This window comes from Streptomyces asoensis (assembly GCF_013085465.1).
GTDB classification, from domain to species: domain Bacteria; phylum Actinomycetota; class Actinomycetes; order Streptomycetales; family Streptomycetaceae; genus Streptomyces; species Streptomyces cacaoi_A.
The window spans coordinates 6552391-6577267 of the sequence record NZ_CP049838.1; the positions used below are offsets into that span (position 1 = coordinate 6552391).

Genomic DNA, 24877 nt, shown 5'->3' on the forward strand with positions numbered 1-24877 from the left:
GAGGAGGGCTGTCGGGTCGGAGCCGATCGGGCCACCGACCGGGCATCCTCATACGTGCGGCCCGTCGAATATTCGGCAGGCGCATTACCACCATACCCCGGAATCGCGCACACGCGATGGCCGATTCGGTCACGTTGTGGTTGTCACAGTGCCGGAGGTGGTCCCGTACGTCTTCGTTGTCACACTGATTGACCAGGGACTTCCCCCGTGCGACGAGCGGGCTATTGTGCGCTTCATGACGACCTCTGACAAGCCTGAGAACACCGCCACCGGTATCGCCGCCCAGGACTGGGCGACGGCCTCGGCCGACCCGCAGTACCGGGCCGCGGTCGTGGATCTGCTGGGTGCGCTGGCGTACGGCGAGCTGGCGGCGTTCGAGCGGCTCGCGGAGGACGCCAAGCTGGCGCCCACGCTGGAGGACAAGGCGGAGTTGGCGAAGATGGCGTCGGCCGAGTTCCACCACTTCGAGCGGCTGCGCAACCGGCTCACCGAGATCGGTGAGGAGCCGACGCTGGCGATGGAGCCGTTCGTCGCCGCGCTCGACGGTTTCCACCGCCAGACCGCCCCGTCGGACTGGCTGGAGGGCCTCGTCAAGGCGTACGTCGGCGACTCGATCGCCAGTGACTTCTACCGCGAGGTCGCGGTGCGCCTGGACACCGACAGCCGCGCCCTGGTGCTGGCCGTGCTCGACGACACCGGCCACGCCGGCTTCGCCGTGGACCGGGTGCGTGGCGCGATCGACGCCGACCCGCGCGTGGGCGGACGGCTCGCGCTGTGGGCGCGGCGGCTGATGGGTGAGGCCCTGTCGCAGTCCCAGCGGGTGGTCGCGGACCGCGACGCGCTGTCGACGATGCTCGTGGGCGGTGTCGCGGACGGCTTCGACCTCGCCGAGGTCGGCCGGATGTTCTCCCGGATCACCGAGGCGCACACCAAGCGGATGGCGGCTCTGGGTCTGGCGGCCTAGTCCCGCCGGCCGTTGCCGGTCGGCACCGGGCTCAGGCCGGGGCCGACCGCCGGCGGAGTCGGCCGGCCGGGCGCAGCAGCAGGGAGAGCGAGGCGGCGGAGACGATCGCCGCGCCGAGGAGACTCGCCAGGGCGGTGCCGGGGCCCAGCGCGCTGTGGGTGACGAAGTCACCGAACAGGGCTCCGGCGACGCCGGTCGCGAAGACGAGGGTGCGCAGGGGCAGACGGTGCGAGAAGCGGTGGATCGCCGCCCAGGCGAGCACGAGACCGAGCACTGCCGAGCCGAGCGCTTCCAAGATCATGTGGGTCCCTCCCGGACGGTTGGGGCTGTGCATCAAGGTCGTAGCCCGTCATACCCGTGACCTGCGGAATGCAATCCTCCTCTGTGGTCGGGTTGTGCTCCATCTGTGGAGAAGACGCTGACAGCGAAAACCGGCCGGGAATCCGGCGGTGAGAACGTCCGACGGCGCAACGGAAGTGGGGCCCGGCGACCAGATGGTCGCCGGGCCCCACTTCCGTTGCTTCGCCTACAGAGCGCCGAAGCCCACCTTGCGCGGGGCGGGCTCGCCCAGCTCGACGTAGGCCAGGCGGTCGGCCGGAACCAGGACCTTGCGGCCGTGCTGGTCCACGAGGCTGAGCAGCTGCGACTTTCCGGCCAGGGCCTCGGCCACCACGCGCTCGACTTCCTCGGGAGTCTGACCGCTCTCCAGAACGATCTCGCGGGGTGCGTGCAGCACGCCGATCTTGACCTCCACGGCTATGTCCCTCCGACGGTCATGAGGTGCGCGGGCGTCCGCGCCGTACGCAGCACACATTAGCCCGGTGAGGGGACGTTCACGGCGCGGCCGTCCACGCCAGGAGCGAACAGCGGGCGGGAACAAACGGCCGGGCGTCCCCGCGGTCAGTGCTGATCGGTGCCGTGCAGCGGGAAACCGGCGATGCCCCGCCAGGCCAGCGAGGCCAGCAGCTGCACCGCCTGGTCGCGCGGCACGCTGCGGTCGCTGTGCAGCCAGGACCGCGCCACGACCTGGGCGAGGCCGCCCAGACCCGAGGCGAGCAGCATCGACTCCGCGCGCGAGAGGCCGGTGTCCTCCGCGATGACCTCGCAGATCGCCTCGGCGCACTCGGTGGTCACCTTGTCGACGCGCTCGCGCACCGCGGGCTCGTTCGTCAGGTCCGACTCGAAGACCAGGCGGAAGGCGCCGCCGTCGTCCTCGACGTACGCGAAGTACGCGTCCATCGTGGCCCGGACCCGCTGCTTGTTGTCGGTCGTCGAGGCGAGCGCGCCGCGCACGGCCTGGATGAGCGACTCGCAGTGCTGGTCCAGCAGGGCCAGGTAGAGGTCGAGCTTGCCGGGGAAGTGCTGGTAGAGCACCGGCTTGCTGACGCCCGCCCGCTCGGCGATGTCGTCCATGGCGGCGGAGTGGTAGCCCTGCGCCACGAAGACTTCCTGGGCAGCGCCCAGCAGCTGGTTCCGTCGGGCACGGCGCGGCAGGCGGGTGCCTCGCGGGCGCGCCGCCTCTGTCTGCTCGATGGCTGTCACGCCGCCTCCCAAAGTGGTCCTCATGCGGTGAGCGCCGCGCCGCCATCGTACTTTTCGGTAACCGTGGTGTGCGCGGTGCGCGTGCAGAATTTCACGGACTGGACGGCGACAAAAGCGGTGTAAACAGGTTTGGACCGGGATGTTACGGGCATACTCCGCCCCGCTCCAGCTCGGCGCATGTCAGCGATAGTCGTCCTCGTCGAGGGAGACGACGCGGGCCTGTTCGACGAGGTCGGCTTCGTTGGCCCGGGTGGGATCCACGTCCTCCAGGGAGTCGTCGCGCTCCGGGGTGACGTCCTTGTACTGCTCGGCGGCGTCGTTCTCCGGCGCCTCGACGTCGATCTCCCCGAAGTCGTCGTCCTCTTCGAACGTCTCCGGGTCGGTGGGGTCAACAGCCATGGTGGGCTCCCTTCCTACGAACGTCCCTGCGAGTTGCAGGGGCCACAAGCGGGTGCCCTCGGTACGAGCCTAGGAGACACCCGTTTCGGACGCCATGCGATCGCTGTGCGGAGTGCCCCCGATTCGCGTGGGTATGGCTCCGGCGCGGCGCCGGGGTGGTGGCCCGCACGCGCGCGTGCGACCCGCGCGTGTGACGGCGAACACACAAAAGCGTGCGTGATCGTCTCGTAACATTGCCCGCATGTCTTCGACCGAGCTGCCCTCCGTGCCGCCCACCAGTGTGCTGCCGAAGGCGATCGCGGTCCGGGTGGCCGAGGGTGAGCGGCTCCGGTCGGTCGGGCTGCCGGGCGTCACGCTCACGGTCCGCTCCAGGCCGCCCGCGCGCGAGGGGCTCGAGCCCGCGCTGTACGTGCACGGCCTGGGCGGTTCCTCGCAGAACTGGTCCGCGCTGATGGCGCTGCTCGACGGGGTGGTGGCGAGCGAGGCCGTGGATCTGCCGGGCTTCGGCGACTCCCCGCCGCCGGACGACGGCAACTACTCCATCACGGCACACGCGCGTGCCGTCATCCGCTATCTCGACGCCGTCGACCGCGGACCCGTGCACCTCTTCGGCAACTCGCTCGGCGGCGCGGTGTCCACGCGCGTCGCCGCGGTCCGGCCCGACCTCGTGCGGACGCTGACGCTGGTGTCACCCGCGCTGCCCGAGCTGCGGGTGCAGCGGACGGCGGTGCCCACGGGACTGGTCGGGCTGCCCGGCGTGGCCGCGCTCTTCACCAGATTCACCCGGGAGTGGACCGCCGAGCAGCGCGTCCGCGGCGTCACGGCGCTCTGTTACGGCGATCCCGGGCGGGTCAGCCCGGACGCGTTCCGCCATGCGGTGGAGGAGCTGGAGCGGCGCCTTCAGCTGCCGTACTTCTGGGACGCGCTGACGCGTTCCACGCGCGGCCTGCTCAGCGCGTACACGCTGGGCGGTCAACACGGGCTGTGGCGCCAGGCCGAGCGCGTCCTCGCCCCGACCCTCCTGGTCTACGGTGGTCGCGACCAGCTCGTCGGTTTCCGCATGGCGCAGCGGGCAGCCCGCACCTTCCGCGACTCCCGCCTGCTCACGCTGCCCGACGCCGGTCACGTGGCGATGATGGAGTATCCCGAGACGGTGGCGACGGCGTTCCGGGAGCTGCTCGCCGACACCGCCACCGCGACCGAGACCTCGGGAGGCTGAGACCTACGTGGGACGCCACAGCCGGCGTGGACCCGCGCCCAAGAGTGCCGCCAAAGGCGGCTCCAAGGGCGCGTCGCAGAGGGCTTCCGCGGAGCCGCCTCCCCAGGGGGACCCGCGCGGCGCCCGCGTCCAGGTGCCGCCCCCGGGGTACGACGGAACCCCCTCGCACGGAGTGCCCCGTTTTCCGTTTCCCGACGGAACTCCGGCCCATGGGTTCCCGCAGGTGCGGGGTGGCCACCCCGAGCAGCGTGAGGGCGGGGGCGGCTGGGGTGACTTGAGAGGGCGATCGGCGGGTACCGGACAGCCCGTGATACCGCGTCAGCGACCCATGCCCCAGGACGGCCCGCGCCAGGGCCCCCGTCAAGGTTCCCGTCAAGGCCCGCGTCAGGAGTACCTCGATGCCTTCGGAGAGGACGACGAGGACGTCTTCACGCGCGCGAGAACGCCGTCCGCCGCCATACGCGTGCGGGAGCAGGATCCTTACTCCGCCGCCACCGACCGGGAGACCGCCTTCCGTACGACCACTCCGGCCGTCGTCGACGGTGACGACGACGCGCCGCCCGCCAGCGAGCCCGTGACCGCCCAAGGGGCCAAGGGGCGGGCCTTCACCGGTATCGCGGCCGCCGCGGTCACCACGGTGCTGGCCGTCGTGGTGGCCGGTCAGGTCGCCACCGGCCGGGACGACGACTCCGTCCGGTCGCAGTCCGCCTCCGGGCAGACCCGTGAGGCCGTCGACGACGCCGCGCGCGGGGGCGACCGGCCGAGCCCGTCCGTGTCCGGCGCGCCCGGCGGCGCGGCCACGCTGACGTACGCGCAGCGGATGGACACGAAGTACGCGCTCAGCGCCACGCTGAAGGGGTCGGGGAAGTTCGACGCCGTCGCGGGCGTCGACAAGGCGCCCGGCAAGGGGCAGAAGTACACCTACCGCGTGGACGTGGAACAGGGCCTCGGGCTCGACGGCGAACTCTTCGCGCAGGCCGTGCAGAACACGCTCAACGACGCCCGCAGTTGGGCCCACGACGGCGCCCGCACCTTCGAGCGGATCCAGTCGGGCGAGGCCGACTTCGTCATCACGCTCGCCAGTCCGGGCACCACCGCCGTGTGGTGCGCCAAGTCCGGTCTGGACACCACGGAGGACAACGTCTCCTGCGACTCGGCCTCCACCGAGCGCGTGATGATCAACGCCTACCGGTGGGCCCAGGGGTCGGAGACCTTCGGAGACAAGATGTACGCCTACCGGCAGATGCTGATCAACCACGAGGTCGGCCACCGCCTCGGCTACAGCCATGTCACCTGCGACAAGGACGGCGAGCTGGCGCCGGTCATGCAGCAGCAGACGAAGTTCCTCGACCACGACGGCATCCACTGCCTGCCCAACGCCTGGCCCTATCCCGGCAGTTGAGCCCCAGGAGTGGCCAGGCGTCTCATGGGGCGCGTTGACATGCCCAAAAAGTTCCTCCATATTGCTGCGTATGTGGTCTAGTCATTCCGTCGACAGCAGCGCCGCCATCGAGCTGGCGCTCTTCGGCGTGACCGCGCTCTGCGTGGCCGACATCCACTGTCGCTGACGCCGCCCTCAGGCGCGTGCGTCGCGAATTCCCTTTTTTCCGGCTGTGACGTGGTCACGGCTCTTCGACGACCTGGCGCCGGGGCAGACGTCTGTTCACTTTCGTCTCACCCCTCGTCCATATGTCTCGGATACCGAGATGCCCCGGCAGGGGCGGCGAGACCGCCAACCGAGAGGTCGTCATTCCGATGCGTCAACCGTCCCTCATAGCGCGCCGCGTCGCCGCGGCATCCGTCAGCCTGGTGGTGGCCGCGGGCGCTGCCGCCTGCGGGCCTGAGGACAACGATGCCAAGGCCTCCGGCGGCGACTCCGCCCCGCACCAGGGCGGGACGCTCACCATCCTGAACCGCAACCCCCAGCAGGACTTCGACCCGGCCCGTCTCTACACCTCCGGCGGTGGCAAGGTCCCCACCCTGGTCTTCAGAACCCTCACCACGCGCAACCGCGAGAACGGCGCCCCCGGCACCGACGTGGTCCCCGACCTCGCCACCGACACCGGACGTCCCAACAAGGACGCCACCGAGTGGACGTACACCCTCAAGGAGGGCCTGAAGTACGAGGACGGGACCGCGATCACCTCGGCCGACATCAAGTACGGCATCGAGCGGTCCTTCGCGCCCGAGCTCTCGGGCGGCGCGCCCTACCTGCGGGACTGGCTGGTCGGCGCGGCCGACTACCAGGGGCCGTACAAGGACTCCAAGGGCCTCGCCGCCATCGAGACGCCGGACAGCCGGACGATCGTCTTCCATCTGAACAAGCCCGAGGGCGAGTTCCCGTACCTGGCCACCCAGACGCAGTTCGCGCCCGTCCCCAAGGCCAAGGACACCGGTACGAAGTACGAGGAGCACCCGGTCTCGTCCGGCCCCTACAAGGTCGTCAAGAACGAGAACGACGGCGAGCGGCTCACCCTGGAGCGCAACACCTACTGGTCGGCGAAGACGGACGCCGAGCGCAAGGCGTACCCCGACAAGATCGACGTACGGTCCGGGCTCGACTCCTCGGTGATCAACCAGCGGCTGTCCGCGTCCCAGGGGGCGGACGCCACCGCCATCACCACGGACACCAACCTCGGGCCGGCCGAACTCGCCAAGGTCAGCGGCGACAAGGAACTCGCCGCGCGGGTCGGCACCGGCCACTTCGGCTACACCAACTACATCGCGTTCAACCCGAACGTGAAGCCGTTCGACGACATCAGGGTGCGGCAGGCGATCTCGTACGCCATCGACCGGTCCTCGGTCGTCAACGCGGCGGGTGGCTCCTCGCTCGCCGAGGCCGCCACCACCTACCTGCCGAACCAGAAGTCCTTCGGCTACGAGCCCTACGACCTCTTCCCGGCGGGCAAGACCGGTGACGCGGCGAAGGCCAAGGAGCTGCTGAAGGAGGCCGGCCACCCGAACGGGCTGACCATCACCCTCACCCACTCCAACAGCCAGGACTTCGAGACCAGCCCGGAGATCGCCACCGCGATCCAGGACGCGCTCAAGAAGGCCGGCATCACCGTGAAGCTCCAGGGCCTCGAGGACAACGACTACTCGGACACGATCCACGACGTGAAGACCGAACCCGGCTTCTTCCTGGCCCACTGGGGTGCCGACTGGCCGTCCGGCGGTCCGTTCCTCGCCCCGATCTTCGACGGCCGGCAGATCGTCAAGGACGGCGCCAACTTCAACACGGGCTTCCTGAACGACAAGTCGGTCAACGCCGAGATCGACGCGATCAACAAGTTGACCGACCTTGACGCCGCCGCCAAGAGGTGGGGCGCACTGGACAAGAAGATCGGCGAGCAGGCGCTGACCGTGCCGCTGTTCCACCCCGTCTACAAGCGGCTGTACGGCGAGGACATCCGCAACATCGTCATCAGCGACTGGGACGGCGTCCTGGATCCCTCGCAGGTCGCGGTGAAGTAGCACCGTGAGCGAGGCAGTCACCAAGGCGGCCGCCGAGGCCGTCATCGCCGCCCAGGCCCCCGGTACGGACCCCGCGTCCGTCCCGGGGGCCTCGGGGGCCCGTCAGTTCTGGCGGCGGCTGCGAGCGCAGCGCGCCGCCCTCGTCGCGGCGGTCGTCGTCGCACTGCTCGTCCTGGTCGCGCTCGCCGCGCCGCTGCTCACCGCCATCGAGGGCCAGGACCCGACCAGCTATCACCCCTCCCTCATCGACTCCGCGCGCGGCGGCGTGCCGGTCGGCCAGCTCGGCGGCATCGGCGGCGACCACTGGCTCGGCGTCGAACCGCAGACCGGCCGCGACCTGTTCGCCCGTCTCGTCCACGGCGCCCGGGTGTCCTTGGGCGTCGCGCTGGCCGCGACCGTGATCCAGGTCGCCATCGGCGTCACCCTCGGCATCGCCGCCGCGCTCGGCAACCGATGGGTTGATCAACTGTTGAGCCGGATCACCGACATCTTCGTCGCCCTGCCGCTGATGATCATGTCGCTGGCGCTGCTCGCGATCGTCCCGGCGAGCTTTCCCCGGCCCATCCTGGTCACCCTGGTCATCGGCCTGCTCTCCTGGGGCAACGTCGCCAAGGTGGTGCGCGCCCAGACGCTCACCCTCAAGGGGCTCGACTACGTGTCGGCGGCCCGGCTCAGCGGGTGGGGCACCTGGCGGATCGCCCGCCGGGAACTGTTGCCCGGGCTCGCCGCGCCCGTCATCACGTACGCGGCGCTGCTCGTGCCGCAGAACATCTCCGTCGAGGCCGCGCTGTCCTTCCTCGGCGTCGGCGTGAAGCCGCCGACCCCTTCCTGGGGACAGATGCTCACCGCCGCCGACGTCTGGTACCAGGCGGCCCCTCAGTACCTGCTGCTGCCCGCCGGCGCCCTCTTCGTGACCGTCCTCGCGCTGACCGTCCTCGGTGACGGCGTGCGCACGGCGCTCGACCCGCGCGCGGCGTCCCGGCTGCGGGTGGGGACGGGACGCAGGCGGGAACACCGAGCGGACACCGCTGTCGAGAAGGAGACGTCCTCATGAGCGGCTTCGGCGGCTTCGGCGGCTTTGTGCTGCGCCGGGGCATCGGCACGATCCTCACCCTGTTCGCCATCTCGGTGATCGTCTATGTCGTCTTCTACGTCACCCCCGGCGACGTCGCCCAGATCACCTGCGGGCCGCGCTGCTCGCCGGCACAGGTGCACCAGGTCGCCGAGCAACTGCGCCTCGACGAACCCCTCTACGTGCGCTACTGGCACTTCCTCGAGGGCCTCGTCGTCGGCCAGGACTACTCGACCGGCACCTCCGTGGAGCACTGCTCGGCGCCCTGCCTGGGGCTGTCGTACCAGAGCGATCAGCAGGTCACTCAGCTGATCCTGACCAAACTGCCGGTGAGCCTGTCGCTCGTCTTCGGCGCGATGGTGGTGTGGCTGATCCTCGGCGTCGGCACCGGCGTGCTCTCGGCCTGGCGGCGCGGGCGGCTCACCGAGCGCGTCCTGACCGCCGTCACCCTGGCCGGAACGGCCACGCCCGTGTTCGTGATCGGCCTCATCCTGATGATCGTCGTCTGCGGCGAGCTCCAGCTGCTGCCCTTCCCGCAGTACGTGAACCTCACCGACGACCCCGAGCAGTGGGCGTGGAACCTGCTGCTGCCCTGGCTCTCGCTCGCCCTCATCGAGGCCGCCTCGTTCGCCCGGCTGACCCGGTCGTCGATGCTGGAGACCCTTGCCGAGGACCACATCCGCACCTTCCGCGCGTACGGCGTCGGTGAGCGGTCGATCATCGGGAGGCACGCGCTGCGCGGGGCGTTCGCGCCGGTCATCGCGCTGAACGCCAACAACTTCGGCTCCGCGGTCGGCGGCGCGGTGCTCACCGAGACCCTCTTCGGGCTCCCCGGCATCGGACAGGAACTGGTGCACGCGGTCAACGTCGTGGACCTTCCGGTGGTCGTCGGGATGGTCCTGGTCATCGGTTTCTTCGTGGTCCTCGCCAACGCCGTCGCGGACGTCCTGTACGCGGTGGCCGACCGACGGGTGGTGCTCGCATGAGCCTGGTGGAAGTCACGGACCTGACAGTCGAGTTCGGCGCTCTGCGCGCCGTCGACGGCCTCTCCTTCCGGCTGGCCGAGGGCGCCGCCCTCGGCCTCGTCGGCGAGTCCGGCTCCGGCAAGTCCACGGTCGCCTCGGCCCTCCTGGGGCTGCACCGGGGCACGGGGGCCGCCGTCGGCGGCTCGGTACGGGTCGCCGGGACCGACGTACAGGCCGCGTCCGACGAGGAACTGCGGCGGCTGCGCGGCGGCCGGGCGGCGATGGTCTTCCAGGACCCGCTGTCCTCCCTCGACCCGTACTACGCGATCGGCGACCAGATCGCCGAGGTGTACCGCGTGCACACGCGTGTGTCGCGCCGTACGGCACGCGCGCGTGCGGTGCAGGTCCTGGAGAGGGTGGGAATTTCGGATCCGGTCCGGCGCTCCCGGTCACGGCCCCACGAGTTCAGCGGTGGTATGCGCCAGCGCGCCCTCATCGCCATGGCGCTGGCCTGCGAACCCGACCTGCTGATCGCCGACGAGCCGACGACCGCGCTCGACGTGACCGTCCAGGCCCAGATCCTCGACCTGCTGCACACTCTGCGCGAAGAGACCGGCATGGGGCTGCTGCTGGTCACGCACGACGTGGGCGTCGCGGCGGAGAGCGTCGACGAGGTGCTGGTCATGCGGCACGGCCGGCTCGTCGAGCACGGGCCCGTCGGAGCAGTTCTGGCGGCTCCCGCGCAGCCGTACACGCGCGAGCTGCTCGGAGCCGTGCCCCGGGTGGAGGCACGCCGTGCGGTCGGGGACGGGCCGCGGAAGTCGGACGTGCGTCCTGACGTACAGCGTCCTGACGTACAGCGTCCTGACGTGCAGCGTCCTGACGTGCAGCGTCCTGACGTACGGCAGCCGGACGCGGACGGGCCGCAGGCGGACGGGCGGCGTACGGCCACCGGGCCGCCGGGCGAGGTCGTGCTGGAGGCGCACGGGCTGCGCCGCGAGTTCGGGCGCGGCAAGGGGGCCTTCGCGGCCGTGGACGGCGTGTCGCTGACCGTCCACCGGGGCGAGACCCTCGGCGTCGTCGGGGAGAGCGGCAGCGGCAAGACGACGCTCGGCCGGATGCTGGTCGGGCTGCTGGAGCCGACGGCCGGCGAGGTCCGGTACGAGGGCCGGGTGTCGTCGGGGGTGCACCCGACGGTGCAGATGGTCTTCCAGGACCCCGTCTCCTCCCTCAACCCCCGCCGCAGCGTCGGCGAGTCCATCGCCGATCCGCTCCGCGCACGCGGCGTGCGGGGGAGGGACGAGGCACGCGTCAGGGGGCGCGTGACGGAACTGCTGGAGAGGGTGGGGCTCGAAGCGGCGCACTACGACCGCTACCCGCACGAGTTCAGCGGCGGTCAGCGGCAGCGCGTGGGCATCGCGCGGGCGCTCGCGGCCGATCCGCGCGTCATCGTGTGCGACGAGCCGGTCTCCGCGCTCGACGTGACCACCCAGGCCCAGGTCGTCGCGCTGCTCGGCGAACTCCAGCGCGAACTCGGCCTCGCGCTGGTCTTCGTCGCGCATGACCTGGCCGTGGTGCGCCAGGTGAGCGACCGGGTCGCGGTGATGCGGCACGGCCGTGTCGTCGAGGAGGGGCCCGCCGACGAGGTGTACGAGTCGCCGCGGGACCCGTACACCCGGCAGCTGCTGGCCGCCGTACCGGCGCTCGACCCCGCGGTCGCCGCCCGACGACGCGCCGAACGACGGGAGCCGGCCCTGACATGAGAACCCTGTGGCGCGTGTGACTGACGTTTCGCAGCGTGTGATGTGACGTTTCGCAGTCGGATGATCTCCTAGCGCGATCGAACGCGACCCGCACGGGAAAGTTACGACCGTTCACCCCTTTTGGTGGTGCGACGGACAACCGTCCGCCGCACCACCACCTTGTCCGCATACGTTCGTCCCGCTGCGAGCCGCCGGGTCAACGGCGGCTCCCCAAACGGGAGATCGGGAGTGCGCGTGCGCATCGGACTGCTGACGGAGGGCGGCTATCCGTATCTGAGCGGTGACGCCGGGCTCTGGTGCGACCGGCTCGTGCGCGGGCTCGGACAGCACGAGTTCGACGTCTACGCGCTCAGCCGTGCCCAACACCAGGAGGAAGCGGGCTGGGTCGAGCTTCCGCCGCAGGTCAGCCGGATGCGTACGGCACCGCTGTGGACGGCCGAGGACGACGGGGTCGCCTACGGCAGGCGCGCGCGCCGGCGCTTCACGGAGTCCTACGGCGAGTTGGTGACCGCGCTGTGCGAGGGGGACCCCCCGGACCCGGCAAGTCCCCCGGGGGCCGCTGCGGCCGCTCAGGCGGACCGTTTCGCCAACGCGCTGTACGGCCTCGCCGAACTCGCCCGGGACGAGGGCGGCCTGGTGGGGGCACTCCGCTCGGAGAGTGCCGTGCGCGCCCTGGAACGTGCCTGTCGCGCGCCCGGCGCGCTGCGTACGGCGCGCGAGGCGCGCGTGCCCGAGCTGCTCGCCGTCGCCGCGCACCTCGAACGCGCTCTGCGCCCCCTCTCGCTCGACTGGTACGGGGACGAAGCGGGAGGTGACGGGGGCGAGGGCCTCGGCGCGGTCGACCTGTGCCATGCCACGTCCGGCGGTGCGGCGGCCCTGCCCGGGCTGCTGGCACGGCACTTCTTCGACGTGCCGCTGCTGGTGACCGAGTACGGGGTCCGGCTGCGGACGCACTATCTGAGCTCGGGGACGGGTCCTTCGCCCGCGGGGTCCGCGACCGCGCCGTCCGCGACCGCGCCGTCCGCCGAGGCGGCTCCCGCCGTACGCGCCCTGGTCGCCGCCTTCCACGGCCGGCTCGCCGCCGAGGTGTACCGGCAGGCCGCGTGCGTCACCCCCGGCAACACACACGCCCGCCGCTGGCAGGAGCGATGCGGTGCCGACCGCGCCAAACTGCGCACCGTCTACCCGGGCATGGAGGCGTCCCGCTTCGCCGAGGTGGGCGACTCCCTCGACACCGCCGATCCGCACACCCTGGTCTGGGTCGGCCGGGTGGAACCGGCGAAGGACCTGGTCTCCCTGCTGCACGCCTTCGCGGAACTGCGCCAGGAGGAACCGCGCACCCGCCTGCGGATCATCGGCGCTCCGGCCGGGGCGGAGGGGCAGGCCTACCTCGGCCACTGCAAGGTGCTGGCCGCACAGCTCTTCCCCGACGAGGCGGACGGACCGCACGCCGTCGGCGACAACCCCGTGTCCTTCGAGGAGATCGGCGGTCCGGAGGCGCCCACCCTCGCCGAGGCGTACGCGGCCGGTGCGGTGGTCGTCCTGTCCAGCGTCGTCGAGGGGTTCCCGGTCGGTCTGGTCGAGGCGATGTTCTGCGGCCGCGCGACCGTGTCGACCGATGTCGGCGCGGTGGTCGAGGTCATCGGCGGCACGGGACTGGTCGTTCCGCCGCGCAATCCGCGGGCGCTCGCGGAGGCGTGCGTGGCGCTGCTGCGCGACCCCGAACGCCGTGCGCGCCTGGGTGCGGCCGCCCGCGCCCGAGCCCTCGAACTCTTCACGGTCGAGCAGAACATCACGGCATTTCACGGCATTTACCTGGAGCTCGTCGCCCGGGCCCCGGTGCGGCGATTCCTACTCGACGACGGCGATCCCCGTCCGTTCGCCGTCCCGGCGGAGGCGTGTCTGCCGGGTCACTGGACCGGTCCGGACGCGCGTGCCACCGCCGGGCGCGGTCCGGGCCGGGCGGCGGGACCACCGGCACGGGACACCTCGCCGATCGCTGCGACGGAGGGTGCACGATGAGCGGGCTCGACGAACTGGACCGGCCGGGAACGCCGGGAGCGCCGGGTACGCCGGAAGCGCTGGGTACGCCGGGTACGCCGGGAGTGACGGGGGCGGCGGAGGCGCCGGGGAGTTTCGGGGCGCGCGTCGACACCGGCGCCGAGGGGCGCAAACCGGCCGCTCCCCGCCGTGGTGCCGCGGACCCGGTGAAAGCCCTGATGCACCGTCATCGTGAGCTGTGCGAACGTGCCGTCGACCCGCTGGAGATCGCGGCGGGCCTGGAGGCCCACGGGGTCACCGACCGCACCGCGGCACGCTTCCGGCACCGGGACGTCTTCTCCCTCGCGGAGGAGATGTACGCCCGCGTCCCCCGCGACGGCGACGCGCCCCCGCCCACGACGGTGACGGCGGCCCCGCCGCCCCGCCTGGACCGGGCACTGCTCACCCTGCTGCCGGGCGTCCTGTGCGCCGCCGCCGTGACCGGTGTGCGCCTCACCCACGGGCGCACGTGTCTGCTCGTCGCCGCGGCGGGCGTCCTCGCCGTCGCTCTCGCCCTGCGTGCGGTACTGCGCCGGGGGCCGCTGAGCCCACACCGTGGCGCCCACCCGGGCCCGCACCGGACGGGTGCCTGGACCTGCTGGCTCCTCGGCTACGCGGCCCTCGGCGACAGCCTCCTGCGCGCCGCCGTCGCCGGGGGCCCCGACGGCCTGCCCGACGGGACACCAGGCGGCCCCTGGCCCTTCGCCGCCGCCCCGCTGCTGACCCTCATCCTGGCCTGCGCGCCCGCCGCCTGGAGCGCCCACCTTCTCGCCGTACGCGCCCGGCGCCGACTGGACACCAGCCGTGGCCTGGAGGAGTTCGCCGCCTCCGTGCAGCCGCTGCTGCTCGGCACCTTCGCCCTGTTCCTGTGCGCGCTGGCCGCGCTGACCCCGCTGTGCGCCGCGGTCCTGGGCGAGCCGGCCGACTACGGCCACACCCTCACCCTGGGCGCGCTCCTCTTCCTCGCCCGTCTCCTCACCGTGCACGGCTTCACCCACGCCCCGGCGGTCGTCCTCGGAGCCGTCGGCACGGCGGAGGCACTCGCCCCGGCCACGGTCTTCGCGGGCCGGCTTCCCGGCTGCGGCTTCCTGGGCACCCCCGTGGAGGGCCTGGTGGCCGCCTGGGGCCCGGCCGGTGTCCCGTCCCTCGTCTGCGGAGCCGCCGCGCTGACTCTGCTGTTCCACGCGACCCGCACGCTGACCAGGGCATCGGCCCACGCCCGAACGGACCAGCCGTGCTGAACGGACCAGTGGTGCCGACCCGAGCCCGCCCCCGCACCCGCCCGCCCCTCCGACGCCTGCCGTCGGCGTCTCGGCCCACGCGCGCGGCGCCGTCCCCACCGCGCCCGGACCACGCGACGCACGCGTTCCTCCACCCAGCCGCAGCCCACCGCAACACGCTTGGCAACACGCTTGAAGGAGAGACCAGATGACCACCTCCCGATCCGGAGCGACCGGAGATACCGGGGCCCCCGCGGTCACAGGCGCCCCCGCGGTCGCAGGAGCAGCCGGAGGGCACGCCGCGACCGGAGCCCCCGCGACCCCGGCCACAGCCACGGCGCACACCCCGGGAGCCGCACGATGAGGGTCCTGCTGATCGGAGCCAACGGCTACCTCGGTCGTTTCGTCGCCGACCGTCTGCTCGCCGACCCGGCCGTCCAGCTCACCGCGCTCGGCCGCGGCGACGACGCCGATGTCCGCTTCGACCTCGCGTCCGGCAGCCCCGGCGCGCTCACCCGCTTCCTCGACGCGGTCCACCCCCAGGTCGTCGTCAACTGCGCGGGCACCACCCGGGGCGGCGCCCGCGAACTCACCCGGCACAACACCGTCGCCGTCGCCACCGTCTGTGAGGCACTGCGGCGCAGCGGCTGCGGCGCCCGTCTGGTGCAGATCGGCTGCGGCGCCGAGTACGGTCCGAGCCAGCCCGGCTCCTCGACGGCCGAGGACGCCGTGCCGCGCCCCGGCGGCCCGTACGGCGTCAGCAAGCTCGCCGCCACCGAACTCGTCCTCGGCTCCGGTCTGGACGCCGTCGTGCTCCGGGTCTTCTCGCCCGCCGGTCCGGGCACGCCCGCCGGCTCACCGCTGGGCCGGCTCGCGGAGGCCATGCGCCGCGCCATGCAGTCCGGCGACGGCGAGCTCAAGCTCGGCGGTCTCGGCGTGCAACGCGACTTCATCGACGTCCGGGACGTCGCTCGCGCCGTGCACGCGGCCTCGCTCTCCGCCGCGCAGGGCGTCATCAACATCGGCTCGGGCCGCGCCGTCCGCCTGCGCGACGCCGCCGCGGTCCTCGCGCGCGTGGCCGGGTACGGCGGCGCTCTGCACGAACTCGACGGACCGCCCGGCGGCCACCTCAGGCCCGCCATCGGCCACCCCCGCCCCGAGTCCGACCATGCGGGCCCCGTCGCGTACCCGTATCCGGACGGCTGCGGCAGTTGGCAGCAGGCCGATGTGCGCACCGCCCGCGACCGGCTCGGCTGGCGGCCCCGCATCAACCTCGAGGAGTCCCTCGCCGACATCTGGATGGAGGCGGCATGTCGTATCTGACCGGAACCCCGGCGGGTACCGCGAGCGCCGGCACCACCGACGTCCGCACCGGATTCGGCGTCCCCGGTATCGCGCACCCCCTTCTCGCGCCGACCGAGTGGCGCGAACTCGCCCGTCCCGGAAGACCCCTGCACTGGGTCGTCCTCGACGTCGCCGACGGCCCCGGCGTCCGCCCCGACCCGCGCTGTCTGGAAGCCGCGGGCCGGCTGCGCAACGCCGGCGTCCGGGTCCTCGGGCGCCTCGACACCCGCTACGGCGCCCGTCCCTTCGCCGAGGTGATCTCCGACGCACAGCGCCACCTCGACTGGTACCAGGTCGACGGCTTCCTCCTGGACCGGTGCCCGGCCGGGCGCGCCGACCTCCCCGCGCTGCGCCGCACGGTCGGGACACTCCGCACCCTCGGCGACGCGCCCCACATCGTCCTCGGTCACGGCACCCACCCGTACCCCGGCTACGCCGAGCACGCCGACCAGGTGGTCACCTTCTCGGGCCCCTGGAGCGACTACCGCTGGTCGCAGGTGGCCGAGTGGACCGCAGAGCACCCGCCCGAGCGCTTCTGCCACCTCGTGCACGGCGTGCCGCGCGGTCACCTCGACGAGGCGCTGCGCATCGCCCGCTGGCAGGGCGCCGCGACGATCTGGTTCACCGACGGCACCGACCGCGGCGGCCTCGGCGACCCCTGGGAGACCATGCCCGGCTACTGGGACGAACTCGTCTCGCGGATCGGAACGGGTGTCTCGGAATGAAGAAGGCCATGACAGTGTTACGGGGAGAACAACTGTAGTGATCGACCGACCAACGGAGTCCCCGTGTCGCTGCCACCCCTGGTCGAGCCAGCCTCTGAGCTCACCGTAGACGAGGTTCGCAGGTACTCCCGCCACCTGATCATCCCCGATGTCGGGATGGACGGGCAGAAGCGGCTGAAGAACGCCAAGGTGCTCTGTGTGGGCGCCGGCGGCCTGGGCTCGCCGGCGCTGATGTACCTGGCCGCGGCGGGCGTGGGAACGCTCGGCATCGTGGAGTTCGACGAGGTCGACGAGTCGAACCTCCAGCGGCAGATCATCCACAGCCAGGCCGACATCGGCCGCTCCAAGGCCGAGTCCGCCCGCGACTCCGTCCTCGGCATCAACCCGTACGTGAACGTGGTCCTGCACGAAGAGCGGCTCGAGGCCGACAACGTGATGGACATCTTCAGCCAGTACGACCTGATCGTCGACGGCACGGACAACTTCGCGACCCGCTACCTGGTCAACGACGCGTGCGTGCTGCTGAACAAGCCGTACGTATGGGGCTCGATCTACCGTTTCGACGGCCAGGCGTCCGTCTTCTGGTCCGAGCACGGTCCCTGCTACCGCTGCCTCTACCCGGAGCCCCCGCCGCCGGGCATGGTCCCCTCCTGCGCCGAGGGCGGCGTGCTGGGCGTGCTGTGCGCGTCGATCGGCTCCATCCAGGTCAACGAGGCGATCAAGCTCCTCGCGGGCATCGGCGAGCCGCTGGTCGGCCGTCTGATGATCTACGACGCCCTGGAGATGCAGTACCGCCAGGTCAAGGTCCGCAAGGACCCCGACTGCGCGGTCTGCGGCGAGAACCCGACCGTCACCGAGCTCATCGACTACGAGGCCTTCTGCGGCGTCGTCTCCGAGGAGGCTCAGGCGGCGGCGGCCGGCTCGACGATCACTCCCAAGCAGCTCAAGGAGTGGATCGACGACGGCGAGAACATCGAGATCATCGATGTCCGCGAGCAGAACGAGTACGAGATCGTCTCCATCCCGGGCGCCAAGCTGATCCCGAAGAACGAGTTCCTGCTGGGCACCGCCCTGGAGGGCCTGCCGCAGGACAAGAAGATCGTTCTGCACTGCAAGACGGGTGTCCGCAGTGCGGAAGTCCTCGCGGTGCTGAAGTCCGCGGGCTTCTCGGACGCCGTGCACGTCGGCGGCGGCGTGATCGGCTGGGTCAACCAGATCGAGCCGAGCAAGCCGATCTACTGACCACCCGGCTGCTCCCTTCGCGCACCGGGGTACCCGGTTCGGTCGGCGGGGGCTTCGCGTACCACGAGTGCGCGAAGCCCCCGCCGTCGTCATGAGCAGACCTTGCCGTCCTTCGGCACCGTCCCCTTCAACAGGTACGCGTTCACCGCCGAGTCGACGCAGTCGCTCCCGCTGCCGTACGCACCGTGTCCCTCGCCCTTCCAGGTGAGCAGTACACCGACGCCCTTGCCGAGCTCGTCCGCCATCTTCCGCGCGCCCTCGTACGGTGTCGCCGGGTCCCCGGTGTTGCCGACCAGCAGGATCGGCGCCGCACCCGCCGCGCTCACCTCCGGGGTGTCGTACTGCCCGGCCACCGGCCAGTCGTGGCACCAGCCGGCCGTGTCCCAGCCCAGGAAGTCCCCGAACACGGGGGAGATCTTCTCGAACTCCGGCAGCAGCTTCTTCGTCTCCTCGGCGGTCGGCCGCTGCTTGTCGTCCAGGCACGATATGACCCGTTGCGAGTGGGTCGTCGTGCCGTAGTGCCCCGAGGTGTCCCGCTCGTTGTAGCCGTCGGCGAGCGTCAGCAGTTCGGAACCGTCCCCGGCCTGCGCCGACTCCAGGGCGCTGGTCAGGCTCGGCCAGCCCTGCTTGCTGTACAGCGGCAGGACGATGCCGGTGACCGCGAGCGTCTGCGTCAGCTTCCGTCCGTCCGACGTGGGCAGCGGGTCGGTGTCCATCCGGTCCAGCAGATCCGCGATCTTCTTGCTGCCCTTCGCGGGGTCCTGGCCCGTCGACTCGAGGTAGTCGTCGAGTGCCCGCTGGAAGCCGCGTGCCTGGTTCTGCGCGTGGCCCACCGAGTCGGCGCTCGGGTCGACGACCGCGTCGAGGATCAGCCGCCCCACGTTCTTCGGGAACAGGTGGGCGTACACACCGCCCAGTTCGGTGCCGTAGGAGATGCCGAAGTAGTGCATCTTCGAGTCGCCGAGGACCTGGCGCATCAGGTCCATGTCGCGGGCGGTGTCGGTCGTCGACACATGCGCCAGCAGCTTGCCGGCGGCCTTCTCGCAGCCCTTGCCGAATGCGGTGGCGTCCTCGAAGTACGCCTGTTCCTCGGCCGAGGTGTCCGGGGTGGAGTCGAGGGACTCGGCGGCCTGGATGTCCTTGTCGGCGCGGCAGCGGACGCCTTCGCTGGCGCCGACCCCGCGCGGGTCCCAACTCACCAGGTCGTAGCGCTCGCGGAGCGAGGAGAACGCGGAACCGTAGGAGGGGAGCGTCGACACTCCCGAGCCGCCGGGGCCGCCGAAGTTGAACAGCAGCGAGCCGGTCCGCTTGCTCCCCTCGGCGCGGGACTTGGTGCGCACCAGGGCGAGGCCGATCGTGTTGCCGTCCGGCTTCGACCAGTCCAGTGGCACCTTCAGCGTCGCGCACTGCCAATCGCTGCCCGGCGCGGCGGAGTCCGCGGTGGCCTTGCAGCGTCCCCAGTCGAGCTTCTGCCCGGTCAGCGAGGCGGGCAGCGCGGCCGTCGTGGCGGTCGCGCCGGAGGAGGCGGCCGTGGGTCGCGCGTCGGCCGTACCGCCCTTGTCGTCCCCGTCCCCGTCCGACGCACCGCTGCTACAACCCGCCACCAGCAGCGCGGCGGCGGCCCCCAGCGCCGTCCACCGTACGAATCGCGCCATGTGCACTTCCCCCCTGGCAGGCCGTCCGCGCTCGGCGGCGAACGGCTGTCAGGCCATATTAGGCGGCGCACAGCCCACCCGTCGGGGCCTGTGGATAACCTTTTGACCTGCGAGTTTCTCGGGAATCCGTGGCGGCGTCAGGAACAGACGGTCCCTGCGGCCGGTACCTTGCCGTCCAGCAGGTAGCCGTTCACCGCCGTCTGTACGCACTTGTTCTTGCTGCCGTACGCACCGTGCCCCTGCCCCTTGTACGTCAGCTCGACCCCGACCCCGCGGCCCAGCGCGTCCACCATCTTCCGGGCCCCCTCGTACGGGGTCGCCGGGTCGCCGGTGTTGCCCACGACGAGGATCGGCGCCGATCCGGGCGCGCTCACGTCGGGGTGGTCGTCGGCGCCGGGGACGGGCCAGTCGGTGCAACTGACCATGCCCCAGGCGAGGAAGTCCCCGAACAGGCTGGAGGCCGCCCGGAACGCCGGCAGTCGCCGCTGCACATAGGCGGTGGAGTAGCGGGGCTTGTCGTCGGCGCAGTTGATGGAGATGTTGGCGGCCGTGATGTTGCTGTACTCGCCGTTCTCGTTGCGGCCGTTCATCAGATCGGACAGCAGCATCAGGATCTTGCCGTCCCCGGCGTAGGCCTGCTCCAGGCCCTCGGTGAGGTACTCCCAGAAGTCCTTCGAGTACAGCGCCTGCGCGATGCCGTTGGTCGCGGCGCTCTGGGTCAGTTCGCGCGGGAAGATGCCCGGGATCGGCTTGCCGTCCAGGCTTTCGAGGAGCCCCGCGATCCGGTCCTTCACATCCTGTGCGGTGTCCCCGACCGGGCAGTCCTCCGTCTTGGACGTGCAGTCCTCGGCGAAGTTGTCGAGTGCGAGCTGGAAGCCCTTGGCCTGCCCGAGCGAGCCCTGTTCGGACGTCTGCGTCGGGTCGACGACCGCGTCGAAGACGGCGCGTCCCACGTTCCTGGGGAACAAGTGGGCGTACACGCCGCCCAGTTCGGTGCCGTAGGAGATGCCGAAGTAGTACAGCCTGTCGTCGCCGAGGACCTGGCGCATCAGGTCCATGTCGCGGGCCGCGTCCGTGGTCCGCACGTTCGGCAGCATCTTCTTCGCGTGCTTCTCGCAGGCCGAGTTGAAGTCCTTGGTGCTGTCCAGCAGCGCGGTGCGCTCGACGGCGTCGTCGGGTGTGCCGTCCTGCTGGAAGTACGCGTCCAGCTGCTGGTCGTTCTCGCATCGCACCCCGGCGCTGCGGCCGACCCCGCGCGGGTCGAAGCTGACCAGGTCGTAGCGGGTGCGCAAGGCCGCGTACTCCTCGCCGAAGGCGGGCAGGGTGGAGACGCCCGAGCCGCCGGGGCCGCCGAAGTTGAAGACCAGGGAGCCGATCCTGCGGCTCTCGTCGCCGCTGGCCCGGGCCCGGATCAGCGCGATGTCGATCGTGTCGCCCTTGGGGTCGTCCCAGTCGAGGGGCGCCTTCATGGTGGCGCACTGCCACTGGTCGCCGTCCGGCAGCGGTGACGGGGCGCTGCCGCCGCCCTCAGCTTGGGAGGGGGCCGGGCAGTCCTTCCAGCTCAGCTTCTGCGCCGTCAGGTCCTCGTTCTGCGCGTCGTCGCCGCAGCCCGCCACCATGGAGGACAGCAGCAGGGCGGTGGCGGTCACGGCGGCGGCGCGCAGGCGGGAGGGGGTCGGCATGATCCCATCCTGCGGTCGTGCCCGGGCACGCGCGCGGGGCGCGGGCCGTACGAGGTACGGGCGCCGGCGCCCTCCTAGAGGGCGCCCTTGCGGGTCAGGTGGTTGAAGGCCAGCCAGCCGGGCAGCACCGGCAGCCACAGCGTCAGCAGGCGGAAGAGCAGCACCGCGGGAGCGGCGACCTCCTTGGGCAGGCCCACGGCGATCAGACCGACCGTCAGGGTCGCCTCGACGGCGCCGACTCCGCCCGGTGTCGGGGCGGCGGAGCCGAGCGCGTTGCCGGCGAGGAAGACGACGGCGACGCTGGCGATGCTGAGCGAGGTCGACTCGTCGCCGAACGCGCGGATCGACGCGTCCAGGCACATCACGAAGCAGGCGGTGAGGAGGAGCATGCCGCCGATACCGGTGACCAGCTTCTGCGGCCGCTGAAGCACGTCCAGCATGCGCGGCACGACACCGGCGAACAGGGACCGCACGCGCGTGACGACGAACTTGCGCAGGAACGGTACCGAGGTGACCACCAGCACGAGCACCGCCACCGTGAGCAGACCCGCGATGACGGTGCGGGACGGCGACAGCGACGGCGTCTTCTCGGTGCCGGTCAGATAGCCGAACGACAGCAGCATCAGGATGTGGCAGCCGAGCCCGAACAGCTGCGAGGCGCCGACGCTGGCCACCGCGAGGCCGGGCCGCACCCCCGCGCGCTGGAGGAAGCGGGTGTTGAGGGCGACCCCGCCGACCGCGGCCGGGGCCACGATCTTCACGAACGATCCGGCGACCTGCGCGGCCACGGTCCGTGGGAACGGCACCCGCTCCGGCACGAACCCCAGCAGGCTCATCGCCGCGGCGACGTAGCTCACCGCGGAGAACAGCACGGCCGCGGCCACCCAGCCCCACTCGGCGTTGGCCATGAGCGGACCGAACTCGATGTGGGTGAGCTGCGTCAGCAGGAAGTAGGCGCCGATGGCACCGGCGATGAAACTCATCAGGGTGCGTGGCCGCACCCGCTCCAGCCGGGCCGGCTCGACCGGTGCCTGGGGCCGGATCAGAAGCACCTCGTGCCGGATCTGCGTCAGCAGATCCTCCTCGCGGGCCTCCTCCAGCGCGTCGTCGATGGCCCGCTTCTCGGCCCGGGCCTCCGCGCGGACGGCCTTCTTGTCCGGCTTCTCGAGGACGACGGGCGCGGTGCCGTGCTCTGCCGCCTCCAGGCGGGCCTGTTTGGCCTGCTGCGAGGCCTCCAGGACCGCCTCGCGCTCCCGCTGCGCACGCTCGCGTGCCAGTCGGCGCAGCGTCGCGCGCGTGGAGCGGGTCAGCGCGATGGGCTGGAGCATCGGCAGACAGTCCGCCACCGCGTCGGGTCCGAGTACGCCCACCGCGGAGGCCACCGCCCGTTCGGCGCCCACCAGCAGGCCGAGCGTCGTCACCAGCTGGGCGACGTCCATGCGCAGCAGCAGGTCGCCGGCCGCGATCTCGCCGCCGCGCAGATCGGTGAGGATCACCGTGCCGGAACGATCCACCACAATCGCGTCACCCGCGAGCCGGCGGTGCGCGATGCGCCGCGACTGGAGTGCCTGCACCTGGTGCCAGGTGTTGCGCAGCAGGTCGTCGGTGATCTCGTCGTCGGCCAGCGAGTCGAGGGTGCGGCCGCCGGTGTGCTCGTACACGAGCATGACCGCGTCGGGACCGAGCTCGGAGGTCGCGATCAGCTTCGGCGCGTTGGCGCCGGCCGCGATGGCCGCGTAGGCGAGCAGCGCCTCCTGCTCGAGCGCCTGGCGCAGCGACTGGAGGCTGCTGCGGGTGGCGAAGCCGCGCAGCGTCAGATTGCGCCACGCGCGGTAGAAGAACCCCTGGGCCTGCTGTTCCCGGTCGACGACCGTGACGTCGAGCGGTGGACCGTCCTCCAGGGTGACGAAGTAGCGTCTGCCCCGGTCGCTCTCCGCCGCGTCCGGCCCTTCCTCGCGGGCGGCGCTCACCGGGCGGAAGCCGACGTGCCGCAGGCCCGCCATCAGCGTCCGTCCCGTGGGACGCACGTTCGGGGAGCCGACCGCGTACAGCGTCCCGTACGCCACCGTCCAGCCGATCAGCACCGTGAGGATGATCGAGAACGGTGTCGTGTAGCCGGTGACGAGCATCGAGAAGGCGTCGAGGAGCAGCACGATCCACAGCACCGAGCGCCAGCGCGGCCGACGGGACATGCCGACGGCCGTCATATAGGCGATGACGGGCGCGAGGTAGCCGTGCACGGGGTCGGTGAGGGCGTGGATGTCACCGGGGGAGGGCTGGGTGAGCGCCTCCTGGATCGAGCTCGGGGCGGCCTTGGCGACCCACAGGTCGGTGGCGAGGGTCACACCGTGCGCGAGGACCGCGGCGAGGACGCCGTCGGCGATGCGCAGCCCGTCGCGCTTGATCAGCCGCTCGATCGCGAACGCGACCGGCACCAGCAGGATCGCGATGCTGGACGCCAGCCCCGCGATCTTGATGAGGAGATCGGGGGCCTGGCCGGTGCCCTTGTTGATGTCCTGTTCGAGACCTGAGGTCGTCCCGTGTGCGAAGGCGGCGATGCCGAGGAGCAGGGCCACGGCGAGCACGCCCACCAGCAGCCGCATCAGGTCGGAAGGGCGGTGCACGCGCGCGGGGAGCAGCGGTTCGTCCCCCTCGACCTCGTCGATGTGCACCTCTTCCCGTGCCTCGTCGGTGGTGTCCGGGCGCGGCGCAGCGTCAGAGGTGCTTTCCGCGCCCTCAGGATGCACGCCCTGCTGCTTCATCGTCTCTTCTTGATCTCGTATCACCGGTGTCACCGCCCGCACGATGGTGGCATGCCCCACCGACACACGGGGGCATCAGGGTGCAAACGCGGGGGCGCACAGTCTGCCTGAAGCGCCGCCCGGGGGCGAGGGTCACACAGGGTCGCGGTCCCGTCGCATTGTCGGTGCCGTGGGGCAGGATGGGGCGGATGAGCGAGCAGAGCCTTCCGGACGACCCCCGCCCGGAGTACACGGACGCGCTGCCGGAGTACGCCGAGCGGGTCCTCGAGGTCGCGGAGCTGATCCCGCCCGGGCGGGTCATGACGTACGGGGACGTCGCGGAGTGGCTGGAGGAGGGCGGGCCGAGACAGGTGGGCCGGGTGATGGCCCTCTACGGCGGCGCCGTCCCGTGGTGGCGCGTGGTCCGCGCGGACGGGGCGCTGCTCCCGGGCCACGAGCTGCGGGCGCTGGACCACTACCGCGCCGAGGGCACGCCTCTGAAGCAGGCGAGCAGGGCCGCCCAGGGTCATCTGCCGCGCCTCGACATGAAGCGGGCGCGGTGGGACGGCGGCGAGCGCGCGGAAGGTCACACCTGACAGCTTCCGCCATCGGACGGCGCGGAGGGGACCTTGTGCCCCGTACGGGGGAAACGGCGCAAAGGGGGCACGTCTGCCGCATGGCGTACGTTCGAGGGACGAGGGACGTGCGGGGCAGGCAGGCCGGGAGGGGCGTGAGGGCCGTGAGGGTTGCGAGGGCCTTGAGAGAAGAATCGGAAGCCGTCCTTCCGGACCGCTCGTCGGCGTAGCGTCGGCTGCACGCGTCCCCCTCAT

Annotated in this window: 21 protein-coding genes; 14 read left to right on the plus strand and 7 right to left on the minus strand. The window is 71.6% G+C overall.

Translation table 11 applies throughout. From position 1 onward, the window contains the following. Positions 1-226 precede the first annotated feature (226 nt). Entirely contained in the window at positions 227-964 is a 738-nt protein-coding gene (locus G9272_RS29455; RefSeq protein ID WP_171399329.1) for a ferritin-like fold-containing protein, read from the plus strand. 31 nt (positions 965-995) lie between these two features. Here G9272_RS29455 and G9272_RS29460 read toward each other — a convergent pair whose 3' ends face one another. From G9272_RS29460 to G9272_RS29475, 4 genes are all read right to left on the minus strand, one after another. After that, the gene (locus tag G9272_RS29460; protein WP_171399330.1) at positions 996-1265 is read right to left on the minus strand and encodes a hypothetical protein; all 270 of its coding nucleotides are present in this window, start codon (positions 1263-1265) and stop codon (positions 996-998) included. 225 nt (positions 1266-1490) lie between these two features. After that, positions 1491-1718, minus strand: a complete 228-nt coding sequence (locus G9272_RS29465) for a DUF3107 domain-containing protein (protein WP_020130831.1) — start codon at positions 1716-1718, stop codon at positions 1491-1493. Between the two features lie 146 nt (positions 1719-1864). Beyond that, positions 1865-2506: a TetR/AcrR family transcriptional regulator gene (locus G9272_RS29470; RefSeq protein ID WP_020130830.1), complete on the minus strand. Its 642-nt coding sequence runs from the start codon at positions 2504-2506 to the stop codon at positions 1865-1867. Between the two features lie 180 nt (positions 2507-2686). Continuing rightward, on the minus strand, positions 2687-2905 hold the full coding sequence (locus tag G9272_RS29475; RefSeq protein ID WP_171399331.1) for a hypothetical protein: 219 nt from the start codon (positions 2903-2905) through the stop codon (positions 2687-2689). A gap of 241 nt (positions 2906-3146) precedes the next feature. On the opposite strand from G9272_RS29475, the gene G9272_RS29480 reads away from it, so the two are divergent. The 12 genes from G9272_RS29480 (at position 3147) to moeZ (ending at position 17969) form a co-directional block, all read left to right on the plus strand. Continuing rightward, positions 3147-4124 (plus strand): alpha/beta fold hydrolase, encoded by a 978-nt coding sequence (locus G9272_RS29480; protein ID WP_171399332.1) that lies wholly within the window; start codon positions 3147-3149, stop codon positions 4122-4124. 328 nt (positions 4125-4452) lie between these two features. Then, positions 4453-5526: a DUF3152 domain-containing protein gene (locus G9272_RS29485; RefSeq protein WP_437184315.1), complete on the plus strand. Its 1074-nt coding sequence runs from the start codon at positions 4453-4455 to the stop codon at positions 5524-5526. Between the two features lie 70 nt (positions 5527-5596). Next, entirely contained in the window at positions 5597-5692 is a 96-nt protein-coding gene (locus G9272_RS46220; protein WP_361816068.1) for an Ms4533A family Cys-rich leader peptide, read from the plus strand. 187 nt (positions 5693-5879) lie between these two features. Continuing rightward, a complete protein-coding gene (locus G9272_RS29490; protein WP_171399334.1) occupies positions 5880-7598 on the plus strand; it encodes an ABC transporter substrate-binding protein in 1719 nt (572 codons plus the stop codon). Positions 7599-7602: 4 nt separating this feature from the next. After that, positions 7603-8652 carry an ABC transporter permease gene (locus G9272_RS29495; protein ID WP_253267976.1) on the plus strand — a complete coding sequence of 350 codons (1050 nt, stop codon included), beginning with the start codon at positions 7603-7605 and terminating at the stop codon, positions 8650-8652. Beyond that, complete coding sequence (locus tag G9272_RS29500; protein WP_171399335.1) at positions 8649-9656, plus strand: ABC transporter permease; 1008 nt, start codon at positions 8649-8651, stop codon at positions 9654-9656. The genes G9272_RS29495 and G9272_RS29500 overlap by 4 nt, the downstream gene beginning before the upstream one ends. Continuing rightward, positions 9653-11398, plus strand: coding sequence for a dipeptide ABC transporter ATP-binding protein (locus G9272_RS29505; RefSeq protein ID WP_171399336.1), 1746 nt, complete (start codon positions 9653-9655; stop codon positions 11396-11398). Before G9272_RS29500 ends, G9272_RS29505 begins: the two co-directional genes overlap by 4 nt. 234 nt (positions 11399-11632) lie before the next feature. Further along, a complete protein-coding gene (locus G9272_RS29510; protein WP_171399337.1) occupies positions 11633-13420 on the plus strand; it encodes a DUF3492 domain-containing protein in 1788 nt (595 codons plus the stop codon). Next, positions 13417-14679 (plus strand): hypothetical protein, encoded by a 1263-nt coding sequence (locus G9272_RS29515; protein WP_171399338.1) that lies wholly within the window; start codon positions 13417-13419, stop codon positions 14677-14679. Before G9272_RS29510 ends, G9272_RS29515 begins: the two co-directional genes overlap by 4 nt. A 339-nt stretch (positions 14680-15018) precedes the next feature. Next, complete coding sequence (locus tag G9272_RS29520) at positions 15019-15981, plus strand: NAD-dependent epimerase/dehydratase family protein (RefSeq protein ID WP_062642362.1); 963 nt, start codon at positions 15019-15021, stop codon at positions 15979-15981. Continuing rightward, the gene (locus G9272_RS29525) at positions 15969-16727 is read left to right on the plus strand and encodes a spherulation-specific family 4 protein (protein WP_171399339.1); all 759 of its coding nucleotides are present in this window, start codon (positions 15969-15971) and stop codon (positions 16725-16727) included. Before G9272_RS29520 ends, G9272_RS29525 begins: the two co-directional genes overlap by 13 nt. 63 nt (positions 16728-16790) lie before the next feature. Next, the gene (gene moeZ, locus G9272_RS29530; RefSeq protein WP_171399340.1) at positions 16791-17969 is read left to right on the plus strand and encodes an adenylyltransferase/sulfurtransferase MoeZ; all 1179 of its coding nucleotides are present in this window, start codon (positions 16791-16793) and stop codon (positions 17967-17969) included. A gap of 89 nt (positions 17970-18058) precedes the next feature. Here the strand turns inward: moeZ and G9272_RS29535 are convergent, their stop codons facing one another. The 3 genes from G9272_RS29535 to G9272_RS29545 all read right to left on the minus strand — a co-directional run bounded on the left by G9272_RS29535 (position 18059) and on the right by G9272_RS29545 (position 24068). Next, positions 18059-19624, minus strand: a complete 1566-nt coding sequence (locus G9272_RS29535) for an alpha/beta hydrolase (protein ID WP_171399341.1) — start codon at positions 19622-19624, stop codon at positions 18059-18061. Positions 19625-19761: 137 nt separating this feature from the next. Then, positions 19762-21306, minus strand: a complete 1545-nt coding sequence (locus G9272_RS29540) for an alpha/beta hydrolase (protein WP_171399342.1) — start codon at positions 21304-21306, stop codon at positions 19762-19764. 74 nt (positions 21307-21380) lie between these two features. After that, complete coding sequence (locus tag G9272_RS29545; RefSeq protein ID WP_171399343.1) at positions 21381-24068, minus strand: lysylphosphatidylglycerol synthase domain-containing protein; 2688 nt, start codon at positions 24066-24068, stop codon at positions 21381-21383. Between the two features lie 188 nt (positions 24069-24256). Here G9272_RS29545 and G9272_RS29550 point away from each other — a divergent pair, with 188 nt between their 5' ends. Then, positions 24257-24643: an MGMT family protein gene (locus G9272_RS29550; RefSeq protein ID WP_171399344.1), complete on the plus strand. Its 387-nt coding sequence runs from the start codon at positions 24257-24259 to the stop codon at positions 24641-24643. Positions 24644-24877: the final 234 nt, after the last annotated feature.

What these genes read in the sequence shown, in the direction of transcription:
- G9272_RS29460 (WP_171399330.1), bottom strand. Translation starts at nt 1,265, where the DNA reads ATGATCTTGGAAGCGCTCGGCTCGGCAGTGCTCGGTCTCGTGCTCGCC.
- G9272_RS29475 (WP_171399331.1), bottom strand. Translation starts at nt 2,905, where the DNA reads ATGGCTGTTGACCCCACCGACCCGGAGACGTTCGAAGAGGACGACGAC.
- G9272_RS29480 (WP_171399332.1), top strand. Translation starts at nt 3,147, where the DNA reads ATGTCTTCGACCGAGCTGCCCTCCGTGCCGCCCACCAGTGTGCTGCCG.
- G9272_RS29485 (WP_437184315.1), top strand. Translation starts at nt 4,453, where the DNA reads ATGCCCCAGGACGGCCCGCGCCAGGGCCCCCGTCAAGGTTCCCGTCAA.
- G9272_RS46220 (WP_361816068.1), top strand. Translation starts at nt 5,597, where the DNA reads ATGTGGTCTAGTCATTCCGTCGACAGCAGCGCCGCCATCGAGCTGGCG.
- G9272_RS29490 (WP_171399334.1), top strand. Translation starts at nt 5,880, where the DNA reads ATGCGTCAACCGTCCCTCATAGCGCGCCGCGTCGCCGCGGCATCCGTC.
- G9272_RS29500 (WP_171399335.1), top strand. Translation starts at nt 8,649, where the DNA reads ATGAGCGGCTTCGGCGGCTTCGGCGGCTTTGTGCTGCGCCGGGGCATC.
- G9272_RS29505 (WP_171399336.1), top strand. Translation starts at nt 9,653, where the DNA reads ATGAGCCTGGTGGAAGTCACGGACCTGACAGTCGAGTTCGGCGCTCTG.
- G9272_RS29515 (WP_171399338.1), top strand. Translation starts at nt 13,417, where the DNA reads ATGAGCGGGCTCGACGAACTGGACCGGCCGGGAACGCCGGGAGCGCCG.
- G9272_RS29520 (WP_062642362.1), top strand. Translation starts at nt 15,019, where the DNA reads ATGAGGGTCCTGCTGATCGGAGCCAACGGCTACCTCGGTCGTTTCGTC.
- G9272_RS29525 (WP_171399339.1), top strand. Translation starts at nt 15,969, where the DNA reads ATGTCGTATCTGACCGGAACCCCGGCGGGTACCGCGAGCGCCGGCACC.
- G9272_RS29535 (WP_171399341.1), bottom strand. Translation starts at nt 19,624, where the DNA reads ATGGCGCGATTCGTACGGTGGACGGCGCTGGGGGCCGCCGCCGCGCTG.
- G9272_RS29540 (WP_171399342.1), bottom strand. Translation starts at nt 21,306, where the DNA reads ATGCCGACCCCCTCCCGCCTGCGCGCCGCCGCCGTGACCGCCACCGCC.
- G9272_RS29545 (WP_171399343.1), bottom strand. Translation starts at nt 24,068, where the DNA reads ATGAAGCAGCAGGGCGTGCATCCTGAGGGCGCGGAAAGCACCTCTGAC.
- G9272_RS29550 (WP_171399344.1), top strand. Translation starts at nt 24,257, where the DNA reads ATGAGCGAGCAGAGCCTTCCGGACGACCCCCGCCCGGAGTACACGGAC.